General features: G+C 63.5%; 11 protein-coding genes. 1 reads left to right on the top strand and 10 read right to left on the bottom strand.

The genetic code is table 11. The annotated features are described in order from the left end of the window. Positions 1 to 86 precede the first annotated feature (86 nt). The 10 genes from FN060_RS16455 to rimP form a co-directional block, all read right to left on the bottom strand. Positions 87 to 1112 (bottom strand): hypothetical protein, encoded by a 1026-nt coding sequence (locus FN060_RS16455; protein ID WP_142589026.1) that lies wholly within the window; start codon positions 1110 to 1112, stop codon positions 87 to 89. Positions 1113 to 1207: 95 nt separating this feature from the next. Continuing rightward, the gene (locus tag FN060_RS16450; RefSeq protein ID WP_077548500.1) at positions 1208 to 1834 is read right to left on the bottom strand and encodes a ribonuclease D; all 627 of its coding nucleotides are present in this window, start codon (positions 1832 to 1834) and stop codon (positions 1208 to 1210) included. Positions 1835 to 2253: 419 nt separating this feature from the next. Beyond that, the gene (locus tag FN060_RS16445; protein ID WP_244665835.1) at positions 2254 to 3183 is read right to left on the bottom strand and encodes a TonB family protein; all 930 of its coding nucleotides are present in this window, start codon (positions 3181 to 3183) and stop codon (positions 2254 to 2256) included. Beyond that, positions 3180 to 3671: a TonB system transport protein ExbD gene (gene exbD, locus FN060_RS16440; RefSeq protein ID WP_142589025.1), complete on the bottom strand. Its 492-nt coding sequence runs from the start codon at positions 3669 to 3671 to the stop codon at positions 3180 to 3182. Before exbD ends, FN060_RS16445 begins: the two co-directional genes overlap by 4 nt. Positions 3672 to 3674: 3 nt before the next feature. Next, positions 3675 to 4658, bottom strand: a complete 984-nt coding sequence (gene exbB, locus FN060_RS16435; protein ID WP_142589558.1) for a tonB-system energizer ExbB — start codon at positions 4656 to 4658, stop codon at positions 3675 to 3677. Between the two features lie 263 nt (positions 4659 to 4921). Further along, entirely contained in the window at positions 4922 to 5683 is a 762-nt protein-coding gene (gene kduD, locus FN060_RS16430) for a 2-dehydro-3-deoxy-D-gluconate 5-dehydrogenase KduD (protein WP_183949757.1), read from the bottom strand. Positions 5684 to 5760: 77 nt separating this feature from the next. Continuing rightward, on the bottom strand, positions 5761 to 8430 hold the full coding sequence (infB, locus tag FN060_RS16425; protein ID WP_142589023.1) for a translation initiation factor IF-2: 2670 nt from the start codon (positions 8428 to 8430) through the stop codon (positions 5761 to 5763). Between the two features lie 101 nt (positions 8431 to 8531). Next, positions 8532 to 9212 (bottom strand): RNA-binding protein, encoded by a 681-nt coding sequence (locus FN060_RS16420; RefSeq protein WP_077548505.1) that lies wholly within the window; start codon positions 9210 to 9212, stop codon positions 8532 to 8534. Continuing rightward, entirely contained in the window at positions 9209 to 10816 is a 1608-nt protein-coding gene (gene nusA, locus FN060_RS16415) for a transcription termination factor NusA (RefSeq protein WP_052641135.1), read from the bottom strand. Before nusA ends, FN060_RS16420 begins: the two co-directional genes overlap by 4 nt. A 49-nt stretch (positions 10817 to 10865) precedes the next feature. Then, on the bottom strand, positions 10866 to 11453 hold the full coding sequence (gene rimP, locus FN060_RS16410) for a ribosome maturation factor RimP (protein ID WP_142589022.1): 588 nt from the start codon (positions 11451 to 11453) through the stop codon (positions 10866 to 10868). Between the two features lie 232 nt (positions 11454 to 11685). Here rimP and FN060_RS16405 point away from each other — a divergent pair, with 232 nt between their 5' ends. Continuing rightward, the gene (locus FN060_RS16405; RefSeq protein WP_280514335.1) at positions 11686 to 13314 is read left to right on the top strand and encodes an MFS transporter; all 1629 of its coding nucleotides are present in this window, start codon (positions 11686 to 11688) and stop codon (positions 13312 to 13314) included. The last annotated feature ends 6 nt before the right edge of the window (positions 13315 to 13320 follow it).

Raw genomic sequence — 13320 nt, 5'->3', positions numbered from 1 at the left:
ATTGATTGACTAGAATGCGACCAAGGTCGTTAAGATTTCCTTAATGACCAGAACCGACGGAAGCGCCTTGCCTTCACGGTCGTGGGCTACGCCGCGAACTTTCTCTTCAGGAGTTCATAGAGTCCGATATCGTCGACGAAGATCGGTAGAACAGGGGCGGCGTTCGCTGCGACGAGCGCCATCTCCTCGATCGCTTCAGCGGTCTGTTCTGTCACCTCTTCCGGCTGCTCGACGGCACCGGTCACATCCGAGGGAAATGCAGGCGGCTCCTCCGCTGCGGACTCCGCATCGGTCTTCTTCGCCTGCTCCGCATTCGCTCCCAGGATCAGGATCAGTTCGACGCCAGAAGCAGCGGCGTCTGCCTTCGGCTCGCCGATCCCCTCCGGCTTCAGAGCGCTGCCGTTCTGGGCCGCCACGACGTCCTGCATGTCCTGGACATCTTCCAGCTTTTCGGAGGCTTCCAAGGCCTGGATATCCTTCTGCCGTTCTGCCCGCGTTTGGGCATCCTCGACACGGGTCGGATCATATCCCTGCGGCCCGAGCTTCAGCTCTTCCAGTGTCTTGGGATCGGCGACATCCTCGAGGCGCTGCAGGACTCGGGCCACGTCGAACGCCGCACCGCCACCGTTGGCGGCTGCCGCAAGCCCTTCTAGAAGGCGTGCGTTGTCGTCACCATAGGGGTTCTTGATCGCCGCGATGACAGTCGCGAGAGAAACGCCGGCCGCCTTCAACCCGAGTTCGTCTTCAAGCCTGGCGATCGCGGTGTGATCGAGGCCGAGCTGCTTGATTGCCTCTTCGATTGCTCGTCCAAGCGAGAAATTCGACCGGTCTTCCTCAAGATCGATGCCGAGCTTCGCCGCCAGCCGCTCGGTCAGCTTCAGCTTCAGCTCGTTAGCATCCACATTGTTGATGCCGAACAACGCCTCAGCGATCTTCTCCCGTGCGCGCCGTATCTCGATGCTCGCGCTGACCTTGGCCTCGACGACAGGATCTCGCTTCTCGCCGCTCGCCTTCTCCTGGTCTTCCCGGCGCCGCTCGTCGATGCTGTCGAGCGTCGCCTGCATGACGTTCGTCGCCGCGAGCCCCGCTGTCTGCTGCGTCGGAAAAAGCATGATCCCACCGAGATGACCCAATCGCCGCCGAGGCTATGGCAGAGTGGTTAATGCGGGGATAACGATGGGGAGCAGGCATTCTGAGAAAAGGCGCATCAACTGTGCGCGAAGATGTCGGTCTCTTCCCAGCCCAGGAGGTCGAGTTTGGAGCGCGTCGGAAGAAATTCAAAACACGCCGCAGCCAGCTCCATACGGCCGTCCCGGCGGAGACGGTCTGTCAGCCGGTCGGCGAGCGAATGCAGGTAGAGAACGTCCGATGCGGCATACTCCATCTGTGCGGGCGAGAGCGTTTCGGCGGCCCAGTCCGACTGCTGCTGGGCCTTCGACACGTCGATGTCGAGGAGCTCCTTCAGGTTGTCCTTCAATCCATGACGATCCGTGTATGTCCGCGTCAGCCGTGATGCGATCTTGGTGCAGAAGACGGGCGTGGTGGTGACGCCGAAGGTGTGGAAGAGGACGGCGATGTCGAAGCGGCCGTAGTGGAAGATCTTGCGTCGTGAGGGATCGGCAAGCAGGCCCACGAGGTTCGGCGCTTCCTTCTGGCCGGCGGCGATGCGAATGACGTCCGCCGTTCCGTCACCGGGGGAAAGCTGCACAACGCAGAGGCGGTCACGACGGGGAACAAGTCCCAGGGTTTCGGTATCGATCGCAACGTCACCCGTATAGCGGGCGGCATCGGCCGCGGAAATATCACCTTCGTGGTAGCGAATGCTGCTCATCATCTGCCTCGTCGTTTACTCATGAGGCAATGCCACAGCGGCCGCTCCGCGGCAAGCTGGGCCAGCGGTCGCTTCGGAAGACATAGAAGAAGCTCTGCAAAAAACGCATTGCTGCAATGCAGCAAAGCCCTTGGCAATGCATCCGGCGCAGCCTATATCTCAATCATCGAAACGACGCACTCCTCCTCCCAGCGTCGTTAGATGAGATCGGCAATCTCCTCCTCCTCCCAATTGCCGATCATGTTTAAAGCCCGACGCACCTCCTCCCGCGTCGGGCTTTTTCGTTTCAGGACATAATCATCCTCAGTCGCAGCACGAGCCGTGCAAAAAGCCGGCAGGCCAATTGTCGCGCGGTAAAGGGCCGAACCCCGCAGGTCCACGTGCCGCTCGGTGGAGCGTCGAAGGGTGTCAGCTAACCCCGCTCATTCGCATCTCAGCCCCTGATCGAGATAGCTCGGGACGCCGGCAGGCGGGGCAGGGATGGGGGATGCGCGGCGCACGGCTGCGACGATGTAGCTGTCGATCGCCGAGTTCCCGGAGGAGCGCGAGAGTGAGACGTTGGTGATATTGCCGTTGCCATCGAAGCTGAATCGTACGGCGGCTGTGCCGGTGTCATTGCCGGGGCAACGACGCGCGTTGCGCGCGATCTTCGCCTGAACGCGCGACTTCCATTTCGCGGGCGTGACGGAGGGTTGGGACGAGCCGGTGGTGGTCTGATTGGCTGCCGTGCGCTCCGAAGGCTTCGCCTGAAGCTTGGCCTGCTGCGATGCCTTGGAGGCCTGCGGCTGCTTCTGGACGCGCTTGGGCGGCTGCTTCTTCGGCTCCGGCGGCGGTGGAGGCCTCGAGACTGGCAAAGGAACTTCGACATTCTCGAGTGCGGCGATCATCTGCTCTTCCAGCGGGTCGATCTCCTCCACCGGTTCCGGTGGCGGCTCGGGCACGGTCTTGGTGATCTCAGGCTCAGGTTCGGGCTGAGGCTCCGGCTCCACCGGCTCAGGCTCCGGTTCGATCGGCTCGGCGACTTCTTCCGGCGGAGGTGGCTCGACCGGATCAGGCAATGGCTCCGCCAGCGGCTCCTCGGCGGGCTCCAACTGCCGGCTGGCAACTTCTTCGGAATCGACCTCCTCGGTCGCGACCTGGTTTTCCTCGGTATCCGCCGCTTCCGGTTCCGCCGCAAGTTCGATCATGATCGCTGCAGGCGGCCCCGGCTCGGCCGGTGCGTCCGGCTCCTGGCGCAGAAGAACAGCGGCAGCGGCGATGTGCGCCGTCAACACCACCATCGCAGCGGACGACCATAGTGCCAGCTCTCCGAGCCGGCCGGCACGGCTGAAGCGGGGAGTGGAGAGCGTCACTGGCTCTCTCCGCTTGCTGGGGCGGCTGCTGTGGCTCCCTGTTCGGCGGAGGCAGACGGCGCTGCGCCGGACAGTGTCTCAAGCCCGACCAGGGCGATCTTCAGGTAGCCTGCGTCCCGCAGCAGGTTCATGACCTCCATGAACTGGCCGTATTCGATCGCCTTGTCGGCGCGTAGGAAGATGCGGGTCTCCTTGTCGCTCTCGGTGACCCGATCCAGCGTCGCCGCCAGTTGCTCGCGCTGCACCGGATCATTGCCGAGATTGAGGCCGAGGTCTTCCTTGAGCGTAAGATAGAGGGGCTCATCGGGGCGCTGCGCGGGCTGCGCCGACGAAGCGGGGAGGTCGACGTTCACGTCCACCGTCGCAAGCGGCGCTGCCACCATGAAGATGATCAGCAGCACCAGCATCACGTCGATGAATGGCGTGACGTTGATCTCATGGTTTTCGGCAAGGTCGTCGCCGTGCGTCTCACGAATACCGCCGGCCATGGATCATTCTCCTGCCACGAGAGAGACAGGCACGTTGCGGTTGCCGGGGGGCACTCTGCGGAAGTCGAGGTCGCGGCTGACCAGTCGTTCGACCCCGGCGGCGGCATCAGCCAGCAGCTGGCGATAGCCGGTGATGGAACGGGCAAAGACGTTGTAGATCACGACAGCCGGAATTGCGGCCACAAGACCGATCGCAGTCGCGAGCAGCGCCTCGGCAATGCCGGGTGCCACGACGGCAAGGTTGGTCGTCTGCGACTCTGAAATGCCGATGAAGGAATTCATGATCCCCCAGACGGTGCCGAAGAGACCGACGAACGGAGCGGTCGAGCCGATGGTGGCGAGAACGCCGGTGCCGCGTGACATGCGCCGGCCTGCATAGGATTCGATGCGGGAGAGCGCCGAGGCCACGCGTTCCTTCACACCGGCACTGTCTGCGTGATCGAGCGCAGCTTCTGAAAGCCGAATCTCGTCCGCCGCAGCGCGCAGCATAAGGGCCGCCGGCCCACCACGCTTCCCAAGCTCTCCGACGGCATCGACGAGCGTTGCGGAGTTTCGAATGACCCTCAGCGTCCGGCCCGCCCGCGTACGGGCTCCCGCGAGTTCCAGCGTCTTGGCCAACCAGACGGTCCAGGTGACCAGCGAGGCGAAGGCGAGACCAATCATCACGCCCTTGACCACCCAGTCAGCGGCCATGAACATGCCCCATGGCGACAGGTCGTGGGGGATGTCCGAGCGTTCGCCGGCAGGCAGGATCTCCTGCATCACCGTCGGAACATTCTCGATCAGTCCTTCCGAGGCGCGCGGCTGTTCGTCGATGGTATCAGCAGAGGGTGGAATGTCCGCAGGCGTTTGCTCGGTGGACGGCAAGGTCTGCGGGGCGGGTGCGGATGGATTGGCCTGCGATGTTGCGGCTGGCGGCGGAGCGGCATCCTGGGCATTGGTCGCAGGTGCAGCACTCAGAAGCGCGCCGACCAGGAGGGGCATCATGAGATGGTGATGAAAAGGACGGGCGGACGCAATCGTCATGTCAGAAGCTCTCCGGAATGCGAGCCTGATCGTCGGACGACCCGGGCTCCGGACTGAAGACCGGCCTTGCCGGTCTCTCTTACGGCCTCTCGATAATAAACATGACTTTGGTTGGCAACAAATAAATCTTGAACCCGACGATCCGGATTAGATCTTGTCGGTGAACTTCGCTTTCCGTGCATGCCATTGCCGCGTCGCTGCGGCAATGGCATGCCTTGGGCGGATCAGCGGGCGAGCCAGCCACCGTCCACCGGCAGTACAACGCCGTGGACATAGTCGGACGCCGAAGAGGCAAGGAAGACCGCTGCGCCGCCAAGTTCGTCGGGTTTGCCCCAGTGCCCGGCTGGAATGCGCCCAAGGATTGCGGCATTGCGGTCCGGGTCGTTCCGCAGTGCCTCGGTATTGTTGGTCTCGAAGTAGCCTGGAGCAATGGCATTGACGTTGATGCCCTTGCCGGCCCACTCGCAGGCGAGCAGCCGCGTCAGCCCCGCCAGCCCGCTCTTCGATGCGGTATAGGAGGGGATGCGGATGCCGCCCTGGAAGGAGAGTAGCGAGGCGATGTTGATGATCTTGCCGCCCTTGCCTTCCGCGATCAGGTGGCGGGCAAAGGCCTGGCTCAGGAAGAAGACGCTCTTCAGGTTGACGTCCATGACGTCGTCCCAGTCCGCCTCCGTGAAGTCCACGGCGTCTGCACGGCGGATGATGCCGGCATTGTTGACGAGGATGTTGGCACGGCCCGTCCAGGCCAGGGTCTGCTCAACAACGTCCTTTAGCGGTTCGATCGTCGAAAGATCGGCCTTGATGAAGCGGTACTTGCCCCGGCCGCCAGCGGCGATTGCCGCTTCGGTCTCTTCCATTGAAGAACGGCCTACCAGCGCAATGTCTGCCCCGGCCCCCGCGAGTGCGACAGCGATGGCTTGCCCGAGACCGGTATTTGCTCCGGTGACGATTGCCGTCTTGCCCGTCAGGTCGAATGAAATGGTCACGTCTGCCTCCTCCTCATGTGACAAGAAGAAGCCGCCGGAAATCTCTTTCCAGCGGCCCTTGATGCTGTTCCCGTCGCTTACAGCGTGCGGGTGATGTGCTCGACGCGGAAGCACTCGATGACGTCGCCGGCGCGAATGTCCTCGTAGTTCTCGAAGGCCATGCCGCATTCCTGGCCGACCGGCACTTCCGCAACCTCGTCCTTGAAGCGCTTGAGCGTCTTGAGCTTGCCTTCGTGGATGACGACGTTGTCGCGCAGAAGGCGGACGCCTGCACCGCGTTCGACCTTGCCTTCCGTGACGCGGCACCCGGCAACCTTGCCCACCTTGGTGATGTTGAACACCTCGAGGATCTCGGCATTGCCGAGGAAGGTTTCGCGCCGCTCCGGCGAGAGCAGGCCGGACATCGCCGCCTTCACGTCATCCACCAGGTCGTAGATGATGTTGTAGTAGCGGATCTCGATGCCTGAGCGCTCGGAAGCCGCACGGGCCTGCGCATTGGCACGAACGTTGAAGCCGATGATCGCGGCATTGGAGGCCTCGGCGAGCGAGATATCCGACTCCGTGATCGCGCCAGCACCGGAATGGACGATGCGGACCCGCACTTCGTCCGTCCCGAGCTTCTCGAGCGCGCCGGCAATGGCTTCGATCGAGCCTTGGACGTCGCCCTTGATCAGCAGCGGGAACTCCTTCAGGCCGGAGCTCTGGAGCTGGCTCATCATCTGCTCGAGCGAGCCGCGCGAGCCGGACTGGCGAGCGGCCGCCTTATCGCGGGCAAGCCGCTGCCGGTACTCGGAGATCTCGCGTGCACGGCTCTCGCTGTCGACGACCGCGAAGCGATCGCCGGCGGCGGGCGTGCCCGACAGACCCAGAACCTCCACCGGCATGGCCGGTCCGGCTTCCTTCACATGCTCGCCCTTGTCGGTGACGAGGGCGCGGACGCGGCCCCACTGGTCGCCGGCAACCAGGATCTGGCCGGGCTTCAGCGTACCCTTCTGGACGAGGACCGTCGCGACGGCACCACGGCCGCGATCGAGCTGAGCTTCGATAACGGTACCCTCGGCCGTCCGGTTCGGGTTTGCCTTGAGGTCGAGGATTTCCGCCTGCAGCAGAATTGCTTCCAGTAGCTTGTCGAGATTGGTCTTGTTCTTCGCCGAAACCTCGACGTCGAGGACTTCACCGCCCATGCTCTCCACGAAGACTTCGTGCTGCAGGAGCTCCGTGCGGACCTTCTGCGCGTTGGCCGTCGGCTTGTCGATCTTGTTGATCGCCACGATGATCGGCACGCCGGCCGCCTTCGCGTGATTGATGGACTCGATTGTCTGCGGCATCACGCTGTCGTCGGCAGCGACCACGAGGATCGCAATATCGGTCGCCTGCGCGCCGCGGGCGCGCATTGCCGTGAAGGCGGCGTGGCCGGGCGTGTCGATGAAGGTGATCTTCTGGCCGTTCTGCTCGACCTGATAGGCGCCGATATGCTGGGTGATACCACCAGCTTCCCCCGCGACCACATTGGCCTGACGGATGGCGTCGAGCAGCGAGGTCTTGCCGTGGTCGACGTGGCCCATGATCGTGACGACCGGCGGACGCGGCTCCAATACGCCTTCTTCGTCGGCGACGTCGAAGATGCCTTCCTCGACGTCGGACTCAGAGACGCGCTTGACGGTATGACCGAACTCGACGGCGATCAGTTCCGCCAGGTCGGCGTCGATGACGTCGCCCGGCTTCATCATCTGGCCTTCCTTCATCAGGAACTTGATGACGTCGACAGCGCGTTCGGACATGCGCTGGGACAGTTCCTGGATGGTGATCGTTTCCGGCAAGGTCACCTCGCGCATGACCTTCTCGCGCGGCTCCTGCATCTGGCTGCGGCGGAACTTCTCCTGCCGACGGCGCATCGCAGCCATGGAACGGCCGCGGGCGTTGCCGCCATCGTCGTCGGTGCTGACGGTGGTGACCGTCAGCTTGCCGCGGCGGCGCTCATCCTCAGTTTTCGGACGTGCGGGCGCCTTGGCGGGCGCCGGGGCAGCTACGCGTCCACGGACGGGAGCTCCGCGTGGCGGACCGCGGTCGTCGTCTTCCTCGTTGCCAGCCTTGCGTCCGCGACCGATGACCGGCTGTGCGGGAGCAGCAGGCTGCGTGCGCGAAATGCCCGGGCGTGCATCTGCGGCACGCTCTGCTGGTGCAGGCGTTGCAGCCGGCGCCGGTGCTTCCTCGACGGGCACTTCTACGGGAGCCGGTTCGGCGGCGCGACGGGCAGCCTCTTCGGCTTCCTGCAATTTACGGCGTTCTTCTTCTGCCTGACGACGCGCTTCGTCTTCGGCGCGCTGCTTGGCTTCGATGACTTCGCGGGCCTGCGCCTCAACCAGTGCACGGCGACGTGCATCCATTTCACTGGCCGACAGGTCATGCAGTACCGCACCCCGGGGCCGCTCGCCTTGCCGCTGCTGTGGGGCCGGCGCCGCAGGGCGTTGAGCCTGCGTTGGTTGATGAACGCGGGTTGCCGGCGGGGTCGGTTGCTGCGGGCGGGGCGCAGGTGCGGCAGGCTCTGCAGCGCGCGGCGTCGGTGCCGTGAATGCCGGCTTGTCGTCCTCCGGGCGGATCGGCCGGCGCTTGCGGGTCTCGACCACAACCGCCTTCGTACGACCCCGGCCCATATCCTGGCGCACGGTGCCCTGGCTCACTCCCGAAGGCTTCAGGGTGAGGGTCTTCTTAACCCCAAGCGTCTTGTCGTCTTTGTTGTCGGTCATTCCGTTCCTGTTCCTTCAAACGAGGACGGATGGCGTACATCAGACCTCGTTTCTCAATGCATGTCTCTCGGTGCGGCGGCCGGCTGCTGCCGGTGACCGCGTCATGTCTGTGGCCGGCGGGCGCCGCCACCTGCTCCCGATTGACCGGCACCGCGGTACTTTTCGAGCATGGTTGCGCGCTTCACTACACCCTCACCCGCCTGTCCGGCAAGCGCCGCGGCATGGATAAAAGCATTCTGGCCTAACAGTTCGTCCATTTCCGCCCCGGTGAAGAACGAAAACGATGGTATGTCTTCATCGGCATCGGTGCCGAGCCTCCAGGCCTTTCTCGCCTGGTCGATCTTGCGCACGCCGTCGGCCGCAGCATCGGCTGCATGGAAGACGGCAACCGCCGCACCTGAGCGCACGGCGGCATCCACTTTCATGGCGCCGCTGACGAACTGCCCGGCCTTGCGGGCCAGGTTCATCATCCCGGCGAGATCGGCTGCGATCAACCGGTCGACGAGGGCGCCGAGGTCAGGGTCGGCCTGCACGTCCCGCTTCAGGGCACGCGAGAACAGCTTTCGCTGCACTGCCCGCTCAACGAGCGCCCGGTCCGTCTTGACCCAGCACCCGCGCCCCGGAAGCTGCCGCTTCAGATCAGGAACAACCTTCCCATCGGGGCTGGCAACGAACCGGATCAGCATCTCCGGCGCTACCGTCTCGCGGGTGACGATGCAGGTGCGATCGTTCACGACCAACTCCGCATCGTCCTGCTCCTGTCCGACTTCTCCGGCGATCATTCCTCGGCGACGGCTTCCGCCTCCTCTTCTTCTTCCGGCTGGTCAGCGGCGAGATCTTCCTCGGTGATCCAACCTGCAAGCAGGCGGGCCTGGACGATCATGTTCTCCGCTTCGGCACGCGACACGTCGAACTTCGAGAACAGACCGTCGAACTTCTTCGTTTCGCCGTCCTTGCGCTCGCTCCAGCCGACAAGATCGTCGGCGGCGCAGCCTGCAAAGTCCTCGACGGTCTTTATGCCGTCCTCGCCGAGTGCCACCAGCATCTGGCCGTTGAGGCCGTCGATCTGGCGCAACTCGTCCTGGACGCCGAGTTCCTTGCGCTTGGCGTCCATCTCCGCCTCGATCTTCTCGAGGTATTCGCGGGCGCGCGTCTGGATTTCCTGGGCGGTGTCCTCGTCGAAGCCTTCGATGGAAGAGATCTCGTCGAGCTCGACATAGGCGAGTTCCTCGACGGCCGCGAAGCCTTCGGAGGCCAGTACCTGGCCAACCATCTCGTCGACGTCGAGCGCTTCCATGAACAGGTCGGTCCGCTCATTGAATTCCTTCTGGCGGCGCTCGGACTCTTCCTGCTCAGTCAGGATGTCGATGTCCCAGCCGGTCAGCTGCGAGGCCAGGCGGACGTTCTGTCCGCGACGGCCGATGGCGAGCGACAGCTGCTCGTCCGGAACGACCACTTCGATGCGTTCTGCATCCTCGTCGAGAACGACCTTCGCCACTTCCGCCGGCTGCAGTGCGTTGACGATGAAGGACGCCGGGTCGTTCGACCAGGGAATGATGTCGATCTTCTCGCCCTGCAGTTCGCCGACAACGGCCTGCACGCGGCTACCGCGCATACCAACGCAGGCGCCGACCGGGTCGATTGAGGAGTCGTTGGAGATGACGGCGATCTTTGCGCGTGACCCCGGGTCGCGGGCAACGGAGCGGATCTCGATGATGCCGTCGTAGATTTCCGGCACTTCCATCGTGAAGAGCTTCACCATGAACTGCGGGTGGGTACGCGACAGGAAGATCTGCGGGCCGCGCTGTTCACGACGCACGTCGTAGACATAGGCGCGGACGCGGTCGCCATAGCGCATTGTCTCGCGCGGGATCATCTCGTCACGGCGGATGATGCCTTCACCACGGCCGAGATCGACGATGACATTGCCGTACTCGACGCGCTTCACGGTGCCGTTGACGATCTCGCCGACGCGGTCCTTGAACTCGTCATACTGGCGGTCACGCTCGGCTTCGCGCACCTTCTGGACGATGACCTGCTTGGCAGACTGAGCGGCGATACGGCCGAAATCCATAGGCGGCAGCGGGTCGGCGATGAAGTCGCCGATCTTGGCGTCCGGGTTGCGGTCGCGCGCCAGTTCCAGGGGGATCTGCGTGCCGTAGTCCTCGGCCTGCTCGACCACTTCCAGCAAGCGCTGCAGGCGAATCTCGCCGGTCTTCGAATTGATATCGGCGCGGATGTTGGTCTCCGAACCGTAGCGCGAGCGCGCCGCCTTCTGAATGGCGTCGGCCATCGCGGCCAGCACGATCTCGCGGTCGATGACCTTCTCACGTGCCACTGCATCCGCGATCTGCAGAAGCTCAAGCCGGTTTGCACTCACTGCCATTGTCGTTCGTCTCCGTCAGTCGAAATCTGTGCGGCCGATGGGCCGGTTGTTACTCGTCGTCTTCGCCGTTCTGGTTGGCCGCCTGGGCCTTGGCCAGCTTGTCGGCGCGCAGCGCATCCCGGATCAGGTCATCCGTTAGGATCAGCTTGGCTTCCGAGAGCGCCGCAAAGGGGATGGTGACACTCGGCGCCTCGCCATAGGCCACCTGGTCGCGCTCGATCGTGAAGCCTTCGTCATTCGTCTCGACGATCTTGCCGCGGAACCGCTTGCGGTTGTCGATCATGATCGACGTCTCGCATTTGACTACATGGCCCTGCCAGCGCGAGAAATCCGACTTGCGGACCATCGGCCGGTCGATACCGGGCGACGACACCTCGAGATGATATGCCTTATCTATCGGATCTTCCACATCAAGGACAGGCGAAATCGCGGTCGAGATGGTTTCGCAGTCTTCGACGGTCATCGTGCCGTCGTTCCTCTCGGCCATGACCTGCAGCGTCAGCCCGTTCTGGTTCATCAGCCGGACGCGCACCAGGCGGTAATCCATTGAGGCAATCACCGGCTCGATGATCTCGGCGACCCTAAGGTCAAGCCCGGTTTCGATGATGATGCGTGGTTCGTGTTCGGTATGCGACATGGAAACTTCCGGTCGTCGTTGCCAGATGAGCCTCGGCCCGTGTCGATCGCCTAACAAAAAAGAGCGGGTCCCGGTCAGGCCCCACTCTTCATCAAACGATCAAGAATATAGGCTGCATATACGTGGTCTAGCCGGCTTTTGCAAGGGCGGTGGCCCAGTCCCATCCGGACTGGCTTCTGACGGAAGCCGCCCTATACTTCGAGCCTCATCTGCAGCCGAGTTGGAATCCCGCGTGACAGACACCCGATCGCCGTTCGCGCCGCTGCGCCACCAGACCTATCGCACCATGTGGTTTGCCAGTCTCGCCTCCAATCTGGGTGGCCTGATCCAGGCGGTTGGTGCGGCCTGGATGATGACGGCCCTTACCACGTCCGAAAACCTCATCGCTCTGGTCCAGGCGTCGACGGCCCTGCCGATCATGCTTTTCTCCGTGGTGTCGGGTGCCCTGGCGGACAGCTTCGACCGGCGCAGGGTCATGTTGACTGCGCAGTTCCTCATGCTCGTCGCCTCTCTGTTGCTGGCGGTCTTCGCGTCCTCCGACCTCCTGACGCCTGGGCTGCTGCTGATGTTCACCTTCGTAATCGGCTCCGGGACAGCCCTTCACAATCCGTCCTGGCAGGCGTCGGTAGGCGACATGGTCCCCCGCCCGGACCTGCCCGAGGCGGTTTCCCTCAACAGCGCAGGCTTCAACATCATGCGCAGCGTCGGCCCGGCGCTCGGCGGCGTCATCGTTGCCGCGGCCGGTGCGGCCACTGCGTTTGCCATCAATGCAGTCAGCTATTTCGCGCTGATCTATGCGCTTTTGCGCTGGAAGCCGGATTATCCGAAGAACCCGCTCCCCCGCGAGACCCTCGGCAGTGCCATTTCGGCCGGCTTCCGCTATGTCGCCATGTCGCCGAACCTCGAAAAGGTAATGGTCCGCGGCTTCGTCTTTGGCCTGTCCGCCGGTTCGGTGCTGGCGCTGCTCCCCATCGTCGCCCGTGATCTCCTGGAGGGCGGGCCACTAACCTACGGGATCATGTTCGGTGCGTTCGGTGTCGGCGGCATCGCAGGAGCATTCCTGAACGCAGGCATTCGCCAGCAGCTGCGAAGCGAGCAGATCGTCCGAACGAGCTTCACGGGGTTTGCCCTGAGCGCAGCGACGATCGGGCTCAGTACTTCGAGCATGATCACCTTCCTGGCTCTGGTTCTCGCCGGAATCTGCTGGGTCGTCACTCTGTCGCTCCTCAACACGGTGGTGCAGCTTTCGACACCCCGCTGGGTGGTCGGACGCGCTCTTTCCCTCTACCAGACCGCCACGTTCGGAGGCATTGCTGGCGGCAGCTGGCTTTGGGGTTACTGGGCAGAGGAATTCGACCCCACTAACGCGCTGGTCATGTCCAGCCTGTTGATGCTGGCCGGGGCGGCGCTCGGATTGCGGCTGCCCATGCCCGATTTCCGGTCACTGAACCTCGATCCGCTCAACCGCTTCGTAGAGCCCTCGCTCGGCCTGGAGATCCAGCCCCGGAGCGGGCCGATCGTCATCCAGGTAGATTACGACATCGCCGATGAAGACCTGCCGGAGTTTCTCTCGCTGATGGCCGAGCGGCGGCGTATCCGCATTCGCGACGGGGCGCGCAACTGGGCGCTGATGCGTGATCTGCAGTATCCGGAAATCTGGACCGAGACCTACCACGTGCCCACCTGGGTGGAGTACGTCCGGCACAACCAGCGTCGTACGCAAGCCGACGCAGAGACGACGGACCGGATACTGGCCCTCCATCGTGGCGAAAAGGTTCGGGTTCACCGGATGATCGAGCGGCAGACAATCCCGTCAACAAGGGACGATGTGTTCCATCAGCCGCATATCGATACGCACTGAGGAGGG

The sequence above is a fragment of the Pseudorhizobium halotolerans genome, from assembly GCF_902153235.2.
GTDB classification, from domain to species: domain Bacteria; phylum Pseudomonadota; class Alphaproteobacteria; order Rhizobiales; family Rhizobiaceae; genus Neorhizobium; species Neorhizobium flavum.
This window is presented reverse-complemented; position numbering and strand designations above follow the sequence as displayed.